The sequence below is a fragment of the Bdellovibrio bacteriovorus genome (genome assembly GCF_002208115.1).
GTDB classification, from domain to species: Bacteria; Bdellovibrionota; Bdellovibrionia; order Bdellovibrionales; family Bdellovibrionaceae; genus Bdellovibrio; species Bdellovibrio bacteriovorus_C.
This window is the reverse complement of the sequence record NZ_CP020946.1, coordinates 1016547-1035909: the sequence shown is the minus strand read 5'-3', so window position 1 is coordinate 1035909 and position 19363 is coordinate 1016547. Positions and strand designations below refer to the sequence as shown.

Below are 19363 nucleotides of genomic sequence, written 5' to 3'. Positions count from 1 at the left end.
CAAACCGCAGCCAGAGGACTATGCATGGGTTCATGAGAAAAAGCCTTCTGTTATCCTTGTTTGGCCTGTTGTTTTCTGCGCAAAGTTTCGCGGCAGTGTTGCATTTTTACAGCAACCCCCGCGTGCCTCAGCCGTTGTTCCACGTAACCCTGGAATACAAGTCTTACGTGTACGAAGCTGACACCCGTGAAGGGGGCCGCCGCGTTCCCGCCCACCACCTGCCCGCCGGTCATATCCGTGTGGAAATCCCGGATGAACTGGTCAATGAGCAGGCTTTGCTGGGGCAGATGGGATTGCCGTTTGATTATAATTTCATCTGGGACAATCAAAAGACGTATTGTTCCAAGCTGGTGGGAATTGCCCTGAATATGAAGCCCCTGCCGATGAGCTTCGCCGGGACTCACTATGTGAAATACTATCCGGATTGGATCCATCGCAATGACCCGGGCATTTCACCGGATCAGATTCTTGAGTTCGGCCTTCAGCACGGCCGCCAGATTTACCCTCAGTAGCTTTAAAGCAACATCCCGGACTCTTCGGGATGTTTGCTAAACCAGTGCGCCACATAGGGGCAGGTCGGGATGATTTTGACCCCTTCCTGTTTGGCGAAATCCAACGCCGCCCTGACCAGCTTGTCTCCCAGATTCTGACCTCGCGCCGCTTCCGGCACCACAGTGGAATAAAGATCCAAAGCGTTGTTTCGGCCCCGACGATACAAAAGCACACCCTCCCCGGCTCCGGGAATTGGCAGGGTGAATCTGTCATTCAGTTTGTTTTCGACTTTCATATAGTCTCCTTATGCGGATCATCTTATCTTGAAACGAAGATTCAGGATAGTTCCATATTTGCAACAATCTATTGCAGATATGTCTCCTTACGCAACAATCCCACCCATGGCAGGATGAATCCATAACGAACACTCATCCCCTTGAAGGAGGAACACATGACAACCACTAAATGGAACATCGACCCCATGCACTCCAGCGCCAACTTCACCATCAAACACATGATGATTGCCAAAGTTCACGGCGGCTTTGAAAAACTGTCCGGCAGCCTTTCTTTGGATTCATCTGACATCACCAAATCTTCCATTGAAGCGGTGATCGATGCTTCCAGCATAAACACCCGTGAAACCCAGCGCGACACCCACTTAAAGAGTGCTGACTTCTTTGACGTAGAAAAGTATCCGACCCTGAACTTCAAATCCACCAAAGTGGAAAAAGATGGCGACGATCTGAAGGTCACCGGAAACTTGACCATTCATGGAGTTACCAAAGAGGTGGTTCTGGCAGTGGAAGGTCCGACGGCGGAAATGAAAGACCCGTATGGAAATATTAAAATCGGGATTTCTGCGACGACCAAAATCAAACGCAAGGATTTCGGTCTGACCTGGAACGCGGCCCTGGAGGCCGGTGGCGTGCTGGTCGGTGACGACGTCAGCATCTCTTTGGATGTGCAGTTCGCAAAACAGGTTTAATAAAAAAACGGAAGGGCCTTTAAGCCAGATTGCGCTTCAGGGCCCAGACGCTGATTTCAACAGCGTTGGAAAGATTCAGCTTTCGCATCACATTGGTTTTGTGAGTTTTGATGGTGTGCTCTGAACACTCCAGACATGCGGCCACTTCTTTGTTGGTCTTGCCTTGAGCGATCATGCGCACGACTTCCAGTTCCCGCGGTGTCAGCACATTCGTCAGGCGCGGTTCTTCCATGATTTTTTCAAAAGCAGGGCAAAGATAGTTTTTGTCTTCAATCAGACATTTCACCGCATCTTCGAGAACATCCATGGCAGAGATTTTGGACAGGAGCACCTTCACACCCATGCGCTGATACTGTGCCAGTGTTTCCGCATCTTCACACTGAGTGACCAGCATAAATTTCAGATCCGGACGCGCGGAAGCCGCCATGGTAATAAGCTCCATGCCGGACTGGCCTGGCAACATGTGATCCAACACAACATAGTTCACATCAAGACTCTTAAGATTTTGCAGGGCCGCAGGTACAGTGGACGCTTCACCCACACACTGAATCTTTGGTGACAATGAAGTCAGCGCCACACGCAACCCATGACGGGTCACCGGATGGTCATCTACAATAAAAAACGATACAGAATTCTGAAGTGTGTTCTCTAGTGTGCTCATGCTTTCCCAACTATTCTCTGACCAGTGTATCAGGTCAACCAAATAACGGCAATTGTACACGGACCAGAGTCCCTTCTCCCTCTGCAGATTCTATGATGAGCACACCACCCATTTGGGTGATAAAGTCCTTCGTGAAGTGCAAACCGATACCAAAACCACCACTGGTGGCTGCGAATGCCGCCCTTGAACTGAACACTTCATCGATCAACTCCTGCGACATTCCGAGGCCATAATCCTGAATGTTCAATTCAACATGGCGCTCAAGCATTCTGCCGGTCACACGCACGACACCTTCACGCGGACTGAAGCGAATCGCATTTGAAAGGATATTGCGAACAACCGCCTCCAGCACTTTACCCGACCCCAAAAGTTGAATCTCCTGCTCGGGCATTTCTTTGTGCAGTTGAATATTCTTTTGCAGCAGTTGCGGTGACAACTGTTCAATAGCGGCATTCACCCGCCCCTGGAAGTCGATGCTGCGCTGACTTTCATCCTCGTGACTCCAGGCCAGCACGTCACGCAACAGATTCATCGAAGACTTGTTCGCATCACGAACCTTTTGCAAAGAATCCACTGGGGTTTGATCTTCGTTTTGCTTCATCTGATTGATCACTCCGGTCAGCAGCATCTGCACTCCGGAAAGGGAACCCGTCAGATCATGAGACAACACCGTCTGTACCTTGCGGCTGAAACGGGTCATTTGCAGAATCTGGGCGTTCAGCTCGCGCAGGGTGCGGTTGCTTTCCTCAAGGTCTGTCACGTCCATCAGCACATAAATCTTGGCAGTTTCAGGTCCCTTGGTCATATGGACCGTGTGTTCGACAATTCTGAAGGTACGGCTGGCGTAGGCAATGGACTCGTCCCCATTCATAATCTCACGAATGACGGGGATCTGTGAGGCTCTTTGGCCGAAATCCTTCGGCCCCAGCTCCAGCAACTTTTTCGCGGCCTGATTGCAGTCCCAGAATTCCCCGTGAGTGTTCAAAACAATCACCGGACTGGGCAAGTGATCAAACACACTTCTTTGCGCCAAAGTGCTGATTTCCAGAAGATCCCCACGAACGGCCGCATAATTCAATGCCAGCATCGAGGGCCAGATCCCGGCGACGGTCAACTGGGTAAACTGGGGCTGAAGCTTGAATACGGTCTGTCCCAAAATTTCGGCTCCGACCGGAATCACGCTGGCCAGGAACATATAAATCGCATGCCGGCGGCGCGGGCCCTTTTTGGTGGCCATCACCCAGAAATAGATCAGGTACAGAACAAGAATCCAAAAGAACGAATACAGCAGATTGGCTTTTTGCAAAGCACTTCTTTCAAAAATGGGAAGACCTTCAAAGCCTTCTACCAGACGGAAGTTAAAGAAGATCCATTCCTTCGCAAATGGAAAGCCCATTAACGACATGGCGTTGGCTCCGATCACAACTGCAGGAAGCACATACAGAATCCACTGCCAGCGTCTTATCTTTTCCCACAGGTCCGGAAGGAAGATGGCAGCTCCCACCAGAACCCACGTCACGCACAGCGGGGGCAAAACCAACTGCCGCAGATGAGTCATGAAGATTTTAATGGCCATGTCATCAATGACCAGAACGGTGATGATGGAAAAGGACCAGACGGCATAAGTCACCTGGATGCTCAGGATCATCCGGTGCAACAACTGCCGACGATAGGGCCACAGATAACAGCTTAAGACCGTACAAACCGAGAACGTCAGCATCAATGATAGAAACACCAGAAGAAACATCATTGCTAAAAATTCTAACCATGGTCCCTGGAGCGCGCAAATTCATTGAATGCTGACGCTGGGGGCCTAATGAGCCCCGCGACGTGCCTGAAGATCTTTGATAATCTCTTGAGAAGACCTGGTGCCAGGACGTTCGGAGCGAACTCCCCGCTGGCTTTCCAAAGGCTTCGCGCCAATCAGTTGCGAGATGAACTGCGAGGTCCTGGCCACTGTGTTGAAAATGGCCACCGGATTCTTATTCGGAGAACCCGCCAATTCAGTGTCTTTAGCCAGATTGCCGGCAGCCGAGCCCACAGCATAAATCGGCAATTTTTCCCCGCCTGCATCGGCATACTGCCGAGCCAAAACGGTCTCAGCTAAATTCAATTCTTTCAACGGACCCATCACATCAATCATTTCAGGACTTTTCGCCACATTCGAAAGCAATTGACCATTCAGATTGGTATAGCCGGTGGAATCAACAATCATGTCGCCTTCAGCCTGACTGACGATGTTGTTCTTCGCATCCCGCACCGTCACAAGATAACGGCCGTTATTCAGACGCTCGACCTTCTCCACATGGCCAGGCAAACCAGTAACACGATTCTTGTGGTATTGCGGCACGATCATATCAACGTAGCGATCCCAGCCGTTCTGACTTTGGATGTACTCTTCAGCGGTGCGGAAGGTATTGCCGATCCACTGAATCTTGAATTCTTCTTGAGTTTTAACATGAGGATTCAAAAGGCCTTCAATCGCGATGCGTGAGCCATCTCCGTTTCCGATAATGATCAAATCGCGCGGCATGTGCACGCCGAGTTTTTGCAGGCGACTTTCACGCAAGGACACCAGGAAGGCATCAGTGCTCATGATCGGACGCAGGACAGCGGGCTCGGCTTGATGAAGCTTTTGATATTCTGCAAAGGCTGACTGATAAGAGGCATCTTTGACTTTGGTTCCGACTTCACCAAGACCCGTTCCCAGAATCACGTTCTTGGCACGCAGGGTGATCCCCTGGTCGGTCACCACCTCAATCTGCAGTCTGCCATCAACCACAACCTTGTTCACGGCAACCACGGTGGTTTCAAGCATCACGGGAACTTTGGAAACATACTGCTGGCTTTGAATATGGGTCGCAAGTTGCGTCGAATGCGCATACATCTGCGAAGTCAGATGGGACAAACTGCCCACGCCACCCGGGAAGTCATGCATGGACAGACGTTGAGCTTCAATGCTGTTGATATAGAAATCTTTTTCCGCAAAAGTCTTGGCCACCAGATCGGTCTTTTCAACCACCAAAGACTTCAGGTTGGTTTTTCCCAGCACCAAAGACGCCGCCGCACACTGTGGCCCGGCGCCCAGACACAGCACATCCAGCTCTATCGTTTTGCCTTTATTTGCATTTTTTAGCGCTGTCGACTGACGAGTCATTTCCTGCATCAGGAATTTGGACACCTTCAGACTTTCCTGCTGTTCGTGCTGGATTCTTTTTAAAGTTGCAGGATCCTGCGGAAAGGGCTTGCCGCCACTTTCTTTCCAGACACTGGGTGCAAAGACAGATTCACAGGTCAGTGCCGCCTGGGACGCAGGCCCCACCAGCATCAGCGAAATCAAAAGGGATAAAAATCGTGTCTTGCTCACAAAGAACCTCAAAAGCCAACGGGCAAAATCGCCCGAAGCCCTTAAAGCAACCGCTATGCCACTTTAGCACCCTTGTGAAATCGTCCAGAAGACATTCAACTGTTCAAGGTTTTTACATCGGGACGGTTTTCAGCCGAAGATACGGCCCGCAAACAGCAGCCTTGCCGTCCTGAAGAAACTGCCGCTGACGGCAGTCCACTGGCCCATTTCCGTGGTGACTTCCGCACTTAACGTCAGAACACCCGAGGGCATTCCGATCTGGACTTCATCTGTCACTCTTTGCGCGAGTTCATGAACCACAGTTCCGGGAATCTTCGCGGCCACGGCGGCACACAAAGACACAGTCAAAGGCAAAGCCTTGTGGGGCTGCCCGCTGGCAATCACCCGCATCGAAAAATTCATTTCATCTGATGACGGTGCGCTGACCAAAGCGATGTATGGAATAGCGATCGAGTTTTTGGCCGTTTCAAGATCGGGCGCAATCCCCATCTTCACTGAACCCATTCGACGAATCAGATCCAGTTTTTTCAACAGGTCCCCAGAACTTTCAAGCTGGGCCGGAGTCTCTGCCCCCGTCAACCCCACATCCTGAGCGCGCACAAATACACAGGGGTTCGCCGCATCCACCAAAGAAACTTCCACGGATTCAGACTCAGAGATTTTCAGTGTATCGCAAACTTGTCCGGTGGGCAGAAGCTTTCCAGTCACCGCCCCACCGGGTTGCTGGAACTCAAGCCTTACCGGCGCGGCGGTGCCACTGACTCCGGGGATGGCAAAGTCACCGGTGAAAACGGGCTCGCCATTTTCCACCGGGAAGTAAGCATGAATGACTTTGGCGGTGTTGGTATTAAAGATACGCACGCAGGCTTCTTTGCCCGCAGGCTTCACCCATCCCGCCATCACCGCAAAAGGCCCCACTGCAGAACTGACGTTGCCGCAGTTGCCTTTGTAATCCACTTTGGCTTCGTTCACCGACACCTGGGCAAAGGTGTAATCCACATCAGCATCTCCGCGCAAAGAAGGCGACAGCACACACACTTTGGAAAGGGAAGAGATCCCGCCGCCCATGCCGTCCAACTGACGACCGTGTGAATCAGGGCTTCCCATGCAAGACAGAAAAATCTCATTCCAAAGCGCCGGATCCGAAGGCAGATCGTCTTTTTTGAACACCACCACGCGGCTGGTGCCGCCTCGCATGTATACTGCCGGGAAAGATCGCTGTGCCATTCATTTGCTCCTGGGAAATACCCCTGAAAACCCCGACCATCATCCAGTGAAATGACTTATGCCTGAAGGGTGTCCTGCCGAAAAGATTCCCATGGGTAAGATCATTTTGCCACTTCTTTTGCTGTTCTGTCAGGCGGGCTTTGCCGCCGATGATCTGTCGTCCTTTGCCGCAAATTTAGACAGCACCCTTCGCTATCTGAACAACCGCGAAAACGTGCCGTGCAAAACCGAAAAGCCGACCGAAGCCAAAGTGGCCACCGCCACCCTTCAGGGAGATAAAGCCACGGTGATGAGCGAAGCCGATGCGCAAAAGCTTTTCAGTGAACTGAAGTCCAACGGCGACATTCCTTTTGAGTTTTCCATCGCGGGCTGCGAAGAGCGCGCCCATGAAATGTCGCGCCTGATGCTGCTAAAAGGTATCACCCCGCTGAAGGTCTTTGCATCCGTGAACGAAGACGAATCACCGCGCCTGCGCCGCCCGAATCCCACCAAAAACGGCATGACCGTGGACTGGAAATACCATGTGGCCCCGGTGGTGCTGGTTAAAAAAGGTTCTGAACTGGTTCCTTATGTGATGGACCCGTCACTGGAGAAAAAAGCCGTGCCGGTTTCTGAGTGGCAGGCCACCATGACCCGGCATAATCCAAAGATGAAAGTGAACTTAAAATTCACCCCGGCTGCAACCTACAATGATGCCGGCACCATCCGCGTGAACTTCAAGGACAATGATTTCAACAAGTCTGTCCAGGGCACATTGAAAGAATACAAAGTGCGCAGCAAAGAGGTCGATGGCGAAGACAACCTGTGGTTTGAACTGATGCGCAACGAAGAGCGCATGATGATGATCGACGAAGGCTACTAGTGCAGTGACGGTTCACTTTGCGGGATGGGCTCTTTCTTGCGCTCCCCTTCCGGCACCTGCCAGAAGATCGCCGCCGAACTGCAGGTGATCACCCCCATACAAATGAAAGTCCACTGGAACGTGCGCAAAGCACCGTGATTGGCTGTACCAAACTGATCTGAAAAACCTGTCAGCATGGCCCCGGCCGCCGCGACCGCCAGACTCATCGCCAGCATTTGCATCATGGAATAAAGGCTGTTGCCACTGCTTGCGTATTCACTGCCCAGATCTTTCAGCGTCAGCGTGTTCATCGCCGTGAACTGCAGGGAATTCACCCAGCCAAAAAAGAACAACTGCACCAGACGAAGCCACATCGGCTGGGATTCCGACATCAAGGCAAAACTTGCCATAGTCAGTCCCACCAGCAAAGTGTTGCCGACAAGCATATTGCGATAACCCGTGCGCGTGATTAAGGGGGCGGCAAAGCGTTTGGCCAGAATCCCGGCCACCGCCATCGGGATCATCATCATTCCGGCGTAGGACGGCGAATAGCCCAACCCCACCTGCAAAAGCAGCGGCAGCAAAAACGGCATCGCACCACTTCCGATACGGGCGAATAAATTCCCCAGCAATCCGATGTTATAGGTTCCGATTTTAAAAAGATTCAACGAAAACAACGGAGCCTCTGTGCGCCCGGCATGCAGCCAGTACGCAGCCAAACTTGCAAGACCGAACACCAGCAGAATCATCACCAGGCCCGGACGCAGCCCCAGTTCGGCCAGCCCTTCCATGCCGAATGAAATGGACACCATACTGAATGCCAAAAGCACATAACCTGAAATATCAAAGCGCGAAGCTTTCGCCCCGCGAAGATCCGGCATCAGTTTGTAAGTGGCCCAGCACCCGACAAGGCCGACCGGAATGTTGATCAGGAATATCCAGTGCCAAGAAGCGTACTCAACCAGCCACCCGCCAAGGGTGGGCCCAATCAAAGGGCCGATCAGACCGGGAATGGTGACAAAGCTGATGGCTTGCAAAAACTTGTCAGCCGGAAACGCGCGAAGAACCGCCAGACGCCCCACCGGCAGCAACAAGGCGCCCCCCGCCCCTTGCAACACGCGAGATATCACCAACTGTGGCAACGTTTGAGAGAAGGCACAGCAGAGCGACCCCAGGGTGAACACCAGGATCGCCCCCAGATAAACCTTCTTGGTTCCGAAGCGATCGGTGATCCATCCCGAGGAAGGAATCAGTAACGCAATAGTCAGGGAATAGGCAATCACCACGGACTGCATGTAAAGCGGACTTTCACCAAGACTCTTCGCCATCCCCGGCAGTGCGGTGTTGACGATGGTGGAATCCAGGGTCTCCATGAAAAAGCCGATGGCGACCAGCCACAATAAAAGGTTTTGGGATCGTTCGTCTGATTTTGCTGAAGCAGCAGAGGCCATAAGAAACTCGATTTCTATGATTCCCCTGATCTTACTCCAGGATAACTGTCCCCACAATCACTGTGCTAATGCGTATAGTTCGCACTGTTAAGTTCCACCAGACTGCGAATCAACTGAGGAACAGCAAAGGGCTTCCCCATAAAGGAATCAAATCCCTCTCCCAATGCTTTGGATTCACTGCCCTTATCCACGAAGGCCGTCAAGGCCATCATCGGAACCTGCCGTGAAAACCGGGTTTCCCCGGCGCGTATCCTGTGCGCGAAAGAAAAGCCATCTTCACCGGGCATGCTCAGATCACAAACAATCAGATCCACCGCACCTTGAGACCGCAGCGCTTCCTCGACGGAGTCTGCCGCCACCACGTCAGCACCGTTGATTCGCAAAACTGTTTCCATCACCTGAAGTGAGTCTTTATCATCATCCACCACCAGAATGTGAGCTCCCAGTAGAGGTTTGGTGTTGCGGGGTGCGGGCGTGGCCGGCGTTTCGTTAAGGATCTCCCCTTGCTTGCTTAAAGCGGGAACTGAAAATGAGAACTCCGAGCCTTTGCCTGTCCCTGCGCTGCGGGCGACAATGGTTCCCTGGTGAGCCTCTACCAAGTGCCGTGAGATGGACAGCCCCAGCCCCAGACCGCCGAATTTTCTTGTGGTTGAGCCGTCCGCCTGACGGAATCGTTCAAAGGCCTGGGGGATAAACTCCGGCTCCATGCCGACGCCTTCATCTTTTACTGAAACTGAGAAACTGGGGCCCTGACGGACCACGGTCACCTCGACCTTGCTTTTGGCATGTGAAAACTTGATGGCATTGATCAGCAGATTATTGACGATTTGTTTCAGTCGCTCGGCATCCCCTTGGATCATGGCGGTGGTCACACCCTTGGCGATCTCGATGTGAATGTCCTTTTTTTCCGCCATCAGACGAACCGCATCGACCGTCTGATTCACCACCTCCACCAGATCCACGGGATGTTTTTCCATGTGAAAACGCCCCAGCAAAATGCGCGAGGAATCCAGCAGGTCCTCGATGATGCGGGTTTGATTGCGTGCATTGCGTTCGATGGTTTCAAGCCCCAGGCGCGCGTCCCTGTCCCCGGGATTTGACTCCAGCAGAATTTCGGCCCATCCCATGATCGAATTCAAAGGCGTGCGCAGTTCATGCGACACCGTCATCAAAAACTCGTCCTTGGAGCGATTGGCTTCTTTCAGTTCTTCGATACGTTTTTGCAGATCATTATAGTTGTTCAGATTTTCGATACTGACCGAAACAGAGTCTGCAAGCGCGCGCAACAGTTCGCGCTGCTCATCGGTGGGAAGTCTTTGGTCTTTCCAATAAGTGCCAATGGCGCCGATGGGGTCCTCGCGCCGGATCGGGGTCATCATCATGCTTTTAACAAAGGTCGGACGATAAGCGTCCCATGGCACACGAGAGTCCCGATAAATATCCTCGATGATCACGGTTTCTTTGTGCAGCATGGCCCAGCCGGAAACGCAGGACTCCAGCGGAAAACGCTGACCCTTCCACAAAGGACTGATCGCATCCTCGTCTGCATAGAAACAAAAGTCCCCGTCTTTTAAAACAAAGGTAGCTCCGTCCGCATCGGCAATCACCCGGGCGGCAGTCCGCACCAGCTTTGTGATTTCATCTAAAGACCGGGCCGCAGACAGGTTTTGAATCACTTCCACAAGCTTTCTGACACCGCCATCATACGACATGAAACCTCCGAACAAGCGCTGGTCTCAGACTATGTGGGTTCAAAAAATTGTCCATCAAAGACAATCTTGAGAATCTTGAAGATGTAAACAAACAAAAAATATCTATTTATTGCAGACGGTAATCAAGAAGCTTTAACACCGACGTGAACCAAAGTTGGTTGTAAAAGCCTTTGGACTTCCTGCGGTTTCAAAGAAACCAGGAATCCACGCTTGCCGCCATTGATATAAATAAGATCCAGATCCAGAATGGTTTTTTCCATGTACACAGGCATCTCGCGTTTGGTTCCAAACGGAGATGTTCCGCCGACCTGATAACCTGAATGGCGATCCGCCACTTCAGGCTTGCACGGAGAAATCGTTTTCACACCCAGCTCACGCGCCAGTTGTTTTGTTGAGACCTGCAAATCCCCGTGCATCAAAACCACCAGGGGTTCCTTTTTTTCATTTTCCATGATCAGGGTTTTGATCACGTGATGTTCAGGAACTCCCAGTTCTTTTGAGGAATGAGACGTGCCGCCTTTTTCTTCATAGGGAAAAAGATGTCCGGTGTACTGCACCTGATGTTTTTGCAGTTCACGAATAGCCAGGGTCACAGGAAATTTGTCTTTGTCGCTCATGGCCCCAGTGTAACTCCGGGGCCCGAGCAAATCATTCACTTTTCGTGCACAGATGACTCATCAGGTCCCCGGCGGCATCAAGCCGGCGTTCTTTGCCGTACATACTGGCAACATGATCGAACACCGCCTGATTTTTGGTGACTGGATAAACCTCTGCACCTTCACGATAAGTTGGCGTGTAAGAAGCGCCAAAGACTTTCACCCGGCCGGCGCTGCGGGCCAGCCCCAGATAAACCACCAGACCGGTCTTTCGCGCCAAGCCCGCCTGCCCCGCCACGAAGTTCCCCAGTGAATAGGCCACAAGTGTTTCGCGCCCGTCCTTGGTGACATACTTTTCCCACGGTTGCAGCACATGGGGGTGCGAGCCGATGATTGCCGTCACCCCGGCCTCCAGATAGCGTTTTGCAAAAGCCTTCTGCCGAGAATCAGGAGAATGTTTGTATTCCTGCCCCCAGTGCGGCAGCAAAATCAGCGCATCGACACTGGAATCCGCAGTGATGCTTTTAATCAGCTCCACCATCTTGTCGGGGTTCTTATAACAAAACAGCACCTGATCCCTGCTGTCGTTGTGTCCGTTGCTCATTTCCGTGCAGCCTAGGAAGGCCACCCGGAAGCCCCCAATGGTGGCAATGTGATGGAAGGCCCCGCTGCGTTCTGATGACAGACGAATGCCCACAGTGGGAATCCCCACATTGCGTGCCGCGCGAATGGTCTTGTCAATCCCCAGCCAACTGCGATCCAAAGAGTGATTATTGGCCACGGTCAAAAGATCATAACCCGAGCGATACAGATCCGACAAAATACGCGGATGATAGTTGAAGGAAAAATTAGAGCCCGAATACACCACCTCATCATAGATAAAGCCGACGTCGCCGTGGTCCTTGCCTCGCTTATCGACCCCCAATGCAGCCGGTCCCTCCAGATTGCCCACAGAAAAATGTGCTTTGGTCATCAGCGCATCGGTCCTTCGCCAGATTTGGCTAAAGTGCTGCGTGCCGCTGACTACAGCACGGTACAAAGCCTCATGCACCAGAATATCACCCACGAAGGACAGACTGATTCGGTCCTGCCCGTCCTGACATTCCGTCTGAAACTGCACATCCGGCGCGGCCCTGGCCTGGGTGGGGTGAATGAAAAGAACCGCAATCAAAAGAAGGATGAAGTGATGTCTTGGCATAGACTTCACTTTTTCCTGAATTTAATGCCGAGGCAAAAGCACCTTCGCGGCTTTGAATAAATACAGCGCTGGCAAAAGGCAGCAGACTAAAGCTGCGCGCTGCTTTTCGCCATCTTCTGTGCGTACTTGAAAAACGGATTGTCAGAGCCCAGTTTGTTTTCCAGAAAGGCCTCGGCCTTTTCGGGACTGAGGTTTTGAGACTGAAGCCAGAGGTCTTCGAAAAGATTCTGGGAAGCGGCCATGTTCAGGGAGGGAAAACTGGAATCCTGCACTTCACCATAACCCACCAGAAGCAGATAATTCCACAGGGGCTTCATCGCCCGGTTGTAGTGGCTTTCCATCAGCTTTCCCTGCCAGCCCAGATTTTCCTTGATCACTTTGGTGGACTGCGGGGAATCCAGCAGAAAACTATCCAACGCTTCCTGACTGGAACGCGGCAGTTGAAGGCGCCCCTGAGAACTGCCCAGATAGGCCAGCAGATTTACGAACACTTCCTTTGAAAAAAAGGTCGCGCGGTTGCGGAACCACTTGGCATAGATGACTTCCTCACTGCGTGACAGCTCTTCGCGCAGCACCCACATTTCAGCCACGCGGTTGTCGCCCTCCTGATCCCACTCCCAGCGCATTTTGGTGCGCGGATAAAGTTCAGACCACAGGCTTGCCGGCTCTTTGCGGTTTTCCAAAGGATACACCAGCAGACAGCCCCGCTCGTTGATTGCCTTCACCATCTGCGCTTTTTTCTTTTTTGAACTCATGGGAAAATTCTATTCCTGCAGGGTCACGGGCGCAACCTCGAGTTCAAAGGCCGGGGCACCGGATTCCAGCCACGCCTTCAGCAGTTCATACTGACGCACAGTCAGCATGCCTCCCAGAGGCATGCGTTTTTCCACGATGGCCGCCTGATAGATTCTTGCGGCGTTGAAGCTGGCCTCTGCATAGGAATCCAAAGCAACCCCGCCCCGTGTGACTCCAAACAGATGACTGTGACAGCGATAGCAACTGACCGAAAAGACTTCCGCATCCACATTGGGATAATGCAGTTCCTGCGGATCCACGGGCTTTTGCGGATTGGTGTCGGGATCTTTTTGCCCCGAGCTGTCCCCAGAGGAAATCGCCCCGCAGGAAACCAGTCCCGACGTCAGCAGCAAAAGCACAAACCAGACAAAATGGTGCATAAATCCCCTCGTGACTTAATGAAAGCTTTGGGGATTCGGCGGAGGAAGGCAATCTGTCCTTCAACGCTGGATTTTAGTTGGCGGACTCATCTTCTTCGCTGTCAAACTTCAGATCCAGGAAGTCCAGAACAGAAGCATCGGCGGCTTTGGGAATGGCCGGAGCCACGCGATTCAGAATACGGCGCTGACGGCCGACAACATAGTTGGAAGGCCGGTCAATACGGAAGCGCCGCGGATTTGGCAAAACGGCAGCGATCAACGACGCCTGATAAGGATTGATATTGCGGGCGCTGCGTTTGAAGTACTTCTGCGAAGCCGCCTCGACCCCGTAAACTCCAGGACCCAGTTCGATCACATTCAGGTAAACTTCCATGATGCGCTCTTTGGGCCAGGTGAATTCAATCAAAATGGTGAAATAGGCTTCAAGCCCTTTGCGAACCCAGTCGCGCTGGGGCCACAAGAACACATTCTTGGCCGTTTGCTGGGTGATGGTGCTGGCGCCTTTTTTTCGTTTATGGGTCTTGTTGTACTTCATCGCCTTTTCAATGGCGTCAAAGTCAAAACCATTGTGCTCAAAGAAGCGATAGTCCTCGGCCTTCAGAACGGCTTTTTGCACGGATGGGGAAATCTCTTCCAGCGGCACCCAGTCCTTGTGAATGCCGACAAACTCTTCACCCCACAACGAACTGACCGAGCGAATCACCATCAAAGGTGTCAGCGGCACCGGAACGAAGCGATAAAGTAAAACGAATCCCAGACTGCTCACGAAAAAGAGCAGCACTGCTTTCAGGATCCATTTTCTTAAAGTTTGCCAACGACTGCGCATGTTTTTACAAAAGACCCGGTTGAACCACCTCAATCCAATATTGATCCGGATCTTTGATAAAAGCGATGTTTTTCATGCCGCCCTCGCCCAGACGTTTTTGAAAGGTCACACCCAGGGATTCAAAACGGGCACAGGCCTGCTGAATGTCCGGGACTGAAATACAGATATGACCAAAACCGCGAGGTTCGGTATTGCCGTTATGGTAGGGAGTGGTCTCTTGCTCTTCGGTGCCCCAGTTGTGGGTCAGCTCCAGAACTGCTTCCCGACCAAAGGCATAGCGGGCATTGGCTTCGTTCTCGGCAGGGACATCCGTTCCTTCCGGCACATAGGCCAAAAAGAACAAAGAAAACTTCCACTCGGCAAAATCCAGTTTGCGCACCAGCTTCATCCCCAAAATGCGGGTGTAAAAATCCAGGGAGGCTTTAGGATCTTTGATTCTAAGCATCGTGTGGTTGAATACGTACTTTTGTGTTTCTTTGTCGGGGCTCACGCACACCCCCGCGATGTTTGACATGGAATTCTCCTAACCGTGGCCTATTCATAACATGCTTTTGACAACAGTACAAAAAGGCATTTGGTAGAGGGTAAATAGGTATAGATTGTTTCCCCTCTGGAACACCGATAAAATGGACTCATGTTCCAACGGCTTCTTAAGACCTGGGCTTTTCAAACCTTTCTTATTTTTGTTCTGTATTATCTGACAGGACGGCTGGGGCTTTTGCTAGCGTTACCCCCGGGTTATGCGTCATTGGTTTGGCCCCCATTTGGTATCAGTATCGCGGCGTTGTTGCTTTTTGGAATCAACCGCTGGCCCGGCGTTCTTGTGGGTGCCTTCCTGATCAATGCCCGCAACCTGGAAACTATTTCAAATCTGCTGCTGCCTCTGGGAATTTCTGTCGGAAACACCCTGTCGGTGGTCATCGCCGCCGTTTTAATCCGACGTTTTCTCCGTTTTCCAAAGCGCTTCTATCTTGAGCGCGAAGTGATTCTGTTTCTGTTTTTAGCAGGACCGGTCGCGGCCCTGATCAGTGCCAGTTGGGGCGTGGGACTGCTTTATTTCAACCACGTGCTGACGCCCAAAAATATTTCAATGAACTGGATTCACTGGTTCGTCGGGGATTCCATAGGCGGTCTGATCCTTGCGCCACTGGCCCTGATGTTCTCCACCCAGTCACGCCGTTACTGGCTGAAGTCTGTCACCAAAGTTCTTGTCCCGGTGTGCGTGGCCTTTGCCCTGATTCTTTCCGCCTCTCAATACCTGACCCACTCGGAGAAAGAGAAACAGGCCGCCGAGTTCACCCGCAAGGCTGAATTCACCTTCAATGTTCTGGAAAAGGACTTCAACGGCAACATCGACATGCTGGTGTCCCTGAAAAGCTTCTTTGACAGCTCTACCACGGTGACCCGTCAGGAATTCCATGATTTTGCCACCACCCTGCATTCGCGCCGACCCGAAGTTCAGGCCCTGGCCTGGATTCCGTATGACCGAAAACAGCCGGAAAAATTCCAGATTGAATACATTGAACCCGTTTCCCAAAACAGCCAGGTGCTGGGCTATGATTTCGGAAATCATCCCGAGCGCAGCACACTGCTAAAAAAAGCGCTTGAGAAAAAACGCATCATCACCTCAAGCCCTGTTGAACTGAATGAATTCAACCACACCTCCCGCGGGATCTATCTGATGATGGCCATCGGCCGACCGGAAGGGGTGCTGCTGGAGGTCGTGCGTCTGGACGGAATATTGCGCGACCTGACTGATGTGCTGAATGACCCGAGCTATCGTGTTTTGATTGAAGACGTCACCCAGGCGTCCGCCCGCGAATTAATGATCGACACCCTGAACGACCGGGCTGGTGAGTTTCATGCGGACTTCAAATGGAGCTCGCATCTTGAGGTCGGCGATCGACAGTGGGAAGTCACCGTTCAGCAGGACATCTCGTTGCGGGAAGGATCGGCATTCAATGCGGCGGTGTTCCTGCTGACGTCCCTGGTCTTTGTGTTTTTGATCTGTGCCCTGCTGCTGACCATCGCCAACCGGATCATCACGGTGGAAGAAATCGTGGACGAGAAAACCCAGCATCTGATCGACCTCAATGTTCAGCTTAAGAAAGCCTCTGAAACCAAATCCGAATTCCTGGCCAACATGAGCCACGAAATCCGCACCCCCCTGAATGTGATTGTCGGCATGTCCGACCTGCTTGAGGAATCCACGCTGAACGAAGAGCAGAAACACTATGTCGATATTTCGAAAAAGGCCGGACACAATCTTTTAAGCATCATCAACGACATTCTGGATATTTCGAAAATTGAGGCGGGCCTGGTGACTTTGGAAAAAACCGAAGTCAACCTGCACAGTCTGGTCGCCGACGTCACGGAAATGTTTGAACTGAAGGCCCGCGAAAAAAATCTGGAACTGACTGTTTACCTTAGCGAGGACACACGCGGGATATTCATGGGTGATCCGACGCGCATCCGGCAGGTTCTTTCCAATCTGATCAGCAACTCCATAAAGTTCACCAACGAAGGATTCATCCGGGTCGAGCTGATGAAGAACCAAACTAATATGGAAGGCAACCTGATCTTCCACGTCAGCGACACCGGCATTGGCATTCCGCGAGAAAAAATTCCGCAGTTGTTTCAGCCATTCACCCAGGCTGATTCCACCATCACCCGCAAGTTCGGCGGCACCGGGCTGGGGCTTTCCATTTCAAAACGTCTGGTTAAGATGATGAATGGCGATATCACCATTGAAAGTGAACTGCATCGCGGAAGCCGTTTTTCATTCAGTCTGGATCTGCCCTGGCTGCGTGACGTGCAGGAAGAATTGCTGGCTCAGGTCACGGCCACTGTCCCGGCTTCGTCTTCACAGACCCCGCAGGAACCCCTGTCCATCCTTATTGTTGATGACACCGACGACAACCGTCTGTTGATCAAGGCTTATCTGAAAAACACGCCTCACCGGATCACAGAAGCCGCCAATGGCCAACAGGCGCTGGACCTGGTGCAAAAGCAGCGGTTTGATCTGATATTAATGGATATGCAGATGCCGGTGATGGATGGCTTCACCGCCACCCAGAAAATTCGCAAATGGGAAAAGGATCACAAACTGCCGGCCGCCACGATCTGGGCGCTGACCGCCTTTGCTCTGAAAAACGAGATCGATCGCAGTCTTTCTGTTGGCTGCAACATGCATCTGGTAAAACCGCTGCGCAAAGCAGATCTGCTGAATCATATTCAAAAACTGAGCGAAGAACGACACCAGCATCGCTAGTGCGTCATGACAGAGGTGGAGCCACGCTGCCACCGATAAAGCTGGCCCGGCCCTTGCTATATGGATTCCCAGGTGACCGATGTCACCAGTTTCTGGGGGGAAACATTATGATCTGGCGGGGAATCACATCATTAATTGGAATGTCCTTATTGTTATCGGCACCAGCCGCCTTGGCCCAAACGCCACCAGGCATCCGCATTCACAGCATCCAGGCCGTGGGCTCGGGATGTCCAGCGGGCACTTACAACGCCACAATTTCACCGGATGCACAGACCTTCTCTTTACTTCTGGACAATTTTATCGCTGAGTCCACCATGCACCGCCCGATCGTTCGCCTGAACTGTGAACTGAAGGTGAATTTCCAGGTGCCGGCAGGATGGACTTTCGCGGTGACCTCCGCAGACTATCGCGGCTTTGCCTACGCTGAAGCCGGAACGATGGTGACCCATCAGGCCCTTTATTCTTTTGATGGCAGCAAACCCCGCAACGAACGTCCCGGCTATGAAAACGGCGGCACCTACAATTTCCGCGCGCAGGAATTCCGTGGACCGTACAACGACACTTATTACATCCGTCACCAGGTCGACACTCGTGTTGCACCATGGGCCGCATGCAACGCCAATTCTGTTCAGTCACTTTACATCACGACTTATCTGATGGCCCGCAATCTGAATTTATCGTCACTGCTGACAGCCCAGATCACTCTGGACAGTATCGACGGTCAGGTGCAATCCCAAAAATACCAACTGGCGTGGAAGACCTGCCGACCAAGTAACGGTGGTGTCAATCAACCACCGGGACGCGATCCGGGACCAGGTCGGCCGAACAATCCTGGAAGACCACCGCGTTTTCCATAATTAAAAATCAAAAACCAAATTAACAAACTAACAATGTCATAATCACAAGGGGGATTTATGAAAGGTAAACTATTGATCGCAATCGCGGGGATGATCTCTGCAATGAGTCTGCAAGCCAATGCTCAGGAAATTCGCCTGGGTCAACCAGCCTACGGTGGAACCGGCTGTCCTGCGGGCAGTGCCAGTGTCACTGTCAGCCCGGATGCTTCTGCACTCAGTATCCTGTTCGATAACTATGTGGCTGAAGCCGGTAACGGCCGCTCCATGGATCGCAAGTCCTGTAACATCTCTGTTCCAGTGACCGTGCCAAGCGGCTACAGCGTGGCGGTGATCCAGGTTGACTACCGTGGATTCAACTTCGTGCCTCGTGGTGGTATGTCACGCTTTGATGCGGAATACTTCTGGGCAGGGGCCCGTGGTCCTCGCATCAGCCGCACCTTCATGGGTCCGGTGAACGACAGCTACACGATCTCTGACGGTCTGCTTGCCAGCACTATGGTTTGGACGCCGTGCGGAGCCAACGTGAACTTGCGTGTCAACACATCCATGATGGCTAAATCCAACGCCCGTGGTGAACAGACCCTGGCAACGGTGGATAGCGCCGACATCAGCTCCGGCCTGATCTACCACTTGCAATGGAGACGTTGCAGATAGTGACGTTACCACTGGTTTATTAAGAACCCCAATTGGGCTCCTGCAGAGCT

19 protein-coding genes are annotated in these 19363 nt (G+C 52.2%); 6 read left to right on the top strand and 13 right to left on the bottom strand.

Annotation, left to right across the window (positions count from 1 at the left end):
- Positions 1-32 precede the first annotated feature (32 nt).
- Positions 33-512 carry a hypothetical protein gene (locus B9G79_RS05065; protein WP_232469193.1) on the top strand — a complete coding sequence of 160 codons (480 nt, stop codon included), beginning with the start codon at positions 33-35 and terminating at the stop codon, positions 510-512.
- 2 nt (positions 513-514) lie between these two features.
- Here the strand turns inward: B9G79_RS05065 and B9G79_RS05060 are convergent, their stop codons facing one another.
- Positions 515-787, bottom strand: a complete 273-nt coding sequence (locus tag B9G79_RS05060; protein ID WP_088564568.1) for a GNAT family N-acetyltransferase — start codon at positions 785-787, stop codon at positions 515-517.
- Positions 788-943: 156 nt separating this feature from the next.
- On the opposite strand from B9G79_RS05060, the gene B9G79_RS05055 reads away from it, so the two are divergent.
- Positions 944-1477 (top strand): YceI family protein, encoded by a 534-nt coding sequence (locus tag B9G79_RS05055; RefSeq protein ID WP_088564567.1) that lies wholly within the window; start codon positions 944-946, stop codon positions 1475-1477.
- A 19-nt stretch (positions 1478-1496) separates the two neighbouring features.
- On the opposite strand, the gene B9G79_RS05050 is transcribed toward B9G79_RS05055, so the two are convergent.
- From B9G79_RS05050 to B9G79_RS05035, 4 genes are all read right to left on the bottom strand, one after another.
- Positions 1497-2138 carry a response regulator transcription factor gene (locus B9G79_RS05050; RefSeq protein ID WP_232469191.1) on the bottom strand — a complete coding sequence of 214 codons (642 nt, stop codon included), beginning with the start codon at positions 2136-2138 and terminating at the stop codon, positions 1497-1499.
- A gap of 34 nt (positions 2139-2172) precedes the next feature.
- Positions 2173-3888, bottom strand: a complete 1716-nt coding sequence (locus B9G79_RS05045; RefSeq protein WP_088564566.1) for an ATP-binding protein — start codon at positions 3886-3888, stop codon at positions 2173-2175.
- A 63-nt stretch (positions 3889-3951) separates the two neighbouring features.
- Positions 3952-5505, bottom strand: coding sequence for a hypothetical protein (locus B9G79_RS05040; protein WP_232469189.1), 1554 nt, complete (start codon positions 5503-5505; stop codon positions 3952-3954).
- A gap of 129 nt (positions 5506-5634) precedes the next feature.
- Positions 5635-6732, bottom strand: a complete 1098-nt coding sequence (locus B9G79_RS05035) for a 2-methylaconitate cis-trans isomerase PrpF family protein (protein ID WP_088564564.1) — start codon at positions 6730-6732, stop codon at positions 5635-5637.
- A gap of 91 nt (positions 6733-6823) precedes the next feature.
- On the opposite strand from B9G79_RS05035, the gene B9G79_RS05030 reads away from it, so the two are divergent.
- Positions 6824-7594: a protein-glutamine glutaminase family protein gene (locus B9G79_RS05030; RefSeq protein WP_232469187.1), complete on the top strand. Its 771-nt coding sequence runs from the start codon at positions 6824-6826 to the stop codon at positions 7592-7594.
- On the opposite strand, the gene mdtD is transcribed toward B9G79_RS05030, so the two are convergent.
- The 8 genes from mdtD to gloA form a co-directional block, all read right to left on the bottom strand.
- The gene (gene mdtD, locus B9G79_RS05025) at positions 7591-9024 is read right to left on the bottom strand and encodes a multidrug transporter subunit MdtD (RefSeq protein ID WP_088564562.1); all 1434 of its coding nucleotides are present in this window, start codon (positions 9022-9024) and stop codon (positions 7591-7593) included. The two genes, B9G79_RS05030 and mdtD, sit on opposite strands and share 4 nt — an antisense overlap.
- 65 nt (positions 9025-9089) lie before the next feature.
- On the bottom strand, positions 9090-10736 hold the full coding sequence (locus B9G79_RS05020; protein WP_088564561.1) for an ATP-binding protein: 1647 nt from the start codon (positions 10734-10736) through the stop codon (positions 9090-9092).
- A gap of 122 nt (positions 10737-10858) precedes the next feature.
- Positions 10859-11353 carry a Cys-tRNA(Pro) deacylase gene (gene ybaK / locus B9G79_RS05015; protein ID WP_088564560.1) on the bottom strand — a complete coding sequence of 165 codons (495 nt, stop codon included), beginning with the start codon at positions 11351-11353 and terminating at the stop codon, positions 10859-10861.
- 31 nt (positions 11354-11384) lie between these two features.
- Positions 11385-12530 (bottom strand): CapA family protein, encoded by a 1146-nt coding sequence (locus tag B9G79_RS05010; protein WP_088564559.1) that lies wholly within the window; start codon positions 12528-12530, stop codon positions 11385-11387.
- Positions 12531-12616: 86 nt separating this feature from the next.
- Entirely contained in the window at positions 12617-13285 is a 669-nt protein-coding gene (locus tag B9G79_RS05005; protein WP_088564558.1) for an AlkZ-related protein, read from the bottom strand.
- 9 nt (positions 13286-13294) lie between these two features.
- Positions 13295-13705, bottom strand: coding sequence for a hypothetical protein (locus B9G79_RS05000; protein ID WP_088564557.1), 411 nt, complete (start codon positions 13703-13705; stop codon positions 13295-13297).
- 73 nt (positions 13706-13778) lie between these two features.
- Positions 13779-14531: a monofunctional biosynthetic peptidoglycan transglycosylase gene (gene mtgA, locus B9G79_RS04995; protein WP_088564556.1), complete on the bottom strand. Its 753-nt coding sequence runs from the start codon at positions 14529-14531 to the stop codon at positions 13779-13781.
- 4 nt (positions 14532-14535) lie between these two features.
- Positions 14536-15045, bottom strand: a complete 510-nt coding sequence (gloA, locus tag B9G79_RS04990) for a lactoylglutathione lyase (protein ID WP_088564555.1) — start codon at positions 15043-15045, stop codon at positions 14536-14538.
- Positions 15046-15249: 204 nt separating this feature from the next.
- Here gloA and B9G79_RS04985 point away from each other — a divergent pair, with 204 nt between their 5' ends.
- The 3 genes from B9G79_RS04985 to B9G79_RS04975 all read left to right on the top strand — a co-directional run bounded on the left by B9G79_RS04985 (position 15250) and on the right by B9G79_RS04975 (position 19313).
- Positions 15250-17802, top strand: coding sequence for an ATP-binding protein (locus tag B9G79_RS04985; protein ID WP_232469183.1), 2553 nt, complete (start codon positions 15250-15252; stop codon positions 17800-17802).
- 140 nt (positions 17803-17942) lie between these two features.
- Complete coding sequence (locus B9G79_RS04980; RefSeq protein WP_232469181.1) at positions 17943-18659, top strand: DUF4360 domain-containing protein; 717 nt, start codon at positions 17943-17945, stop codon at positions 18657-18659.
- 57 nt (positions 18660-18716) lie between these two features.
- Complete coding sequence (locus B9G79_RS04975) at positions 18717-19313, top strand: DUF4360 domain-containing protein (protein ID WP_088564553.1); 597 nt, start codon at positions 18717-18719, stop codon at positions 19311-19313.
- Positions 19314-19363: the final 50 nt, after the last annotated feature.

Bases quoted from the DNA above. Each gene is read 5' to 3' on its own strand.
- gloA (WP_088564555.1), bottom strand. From the start codon at position 15,045: ATGTCAAACATCGCGGGGGTGTGCGTGAGCCCCGACAAAGAAACACAA.
- B9G79_RS05000 (WP_088564557.1), bottom strand. From the start codon at position 13,705: ATGCACCATTTTGTCTGGTTTGTGCTTTTGCTGCTGACGTCGGGACTG.
- ybaK (WP_088564560.1), bottom strand. From the start codon at position 11,353: ATGAGCGACAAAGACAAATTTCCTGTGACCCTGGCTATTCGTGAACTG.
- B9G79_RS05035 (WP_088564564.1), bottom strand. From the start codon at position 6,732: ATGGCACAGCGATCTTTCCCGGCAGTATACATGCGAGGCGGCACCAGC.
- B9G79_RS05020 (WP_088564561.1), bottom strand. From the start codon at position 10,736: ATGTCGTATGATGGCGGTGTCAGAAAGCTTGTGGAAGTGATTCAAAAC.
- B9G79_RS05050 (WP_232469191.1), bottom strand. From the start codon at position 2,138: ATGAGCACACTAGAGAACACACTTCAGAATTCTGTATCGTTTTTTATT.
- B9G79_RS05030 (WP_232469187.1), top strand. From the start codon at position 6,824: ATGGGTAAGATCATTTTGCCACTTCTTTTGCTGTTCTGTCAGGCGGGC.
- B9G79_RS05055 (WP_088564567.1), top strand. From the start codon at position 944: ATGACAACCACTAAATGGAACATCGACCCCATGCACTCCAGCGCCAAC.
- B9G79_RS04975 (WP_088564553.1), top strand. From the start codon at position 18,717: ATGAAAGGTAAACTATTGATCGCAATCGCGGGGATGATCTCTGCAATG.
- B9G79_RS05045 (WP_088564566.1), bottom strand. From the start codon at position 3,888: ATGATGTTTCTTCTGGTGTTTCTATCATTGATGCTGACGTTCTCGGTT.
- B9G79_RS05010 (WP_088564559.1), bottom strand. From the start codon at position 12,530: ATGCCAAGACATCACTTCATCCTTCTTTTGATTGCGGTTCTTTTCATT.
- B9G79_RS04980 (WP_232469181.1), top strand. From the start codon at position 17,943: ATGTCCTTATTGTTATCGGCACCAGCCGCCTTGGCCCAAACGCCACCA.
- mdtD (WP_088564562.1), bottom strand. From the start codon at position 9,024: ATGGCCTCTGCTGCTTCAGCAAAATCAGACGAACGATCCCAAAACCTT.
- B9G79_RS05005 (WP_088564558.1), bottom strand. From the start codon at position 13,285: ATGAGTTCAAAAAAGAAAAAAGCGCAGATGGTGAAGGCAATCAACGAG.
- B9G79_RS05065 (WP_232469193.1), top strand. From the start codon at position 33: ATGAGAAAAAGCCTTCTGTTATCCTTGTTTGGCCTGTTGTTTTCTGCG.
- mtgA (WP_088564556.1), bottom strand. From the start codon at position 14,531: ATGCGCAGTCGTTGGCAAACTTTAAGAAAATGGATCCTGAAAGCAGTG.
- B9G79_RS05060 (WP_088564568.1), bottom strand. From the start codon at position 787: ATGAAAGTCGAAAACAAACTGAATGACAGATTCACCCTGCCAATTCCC.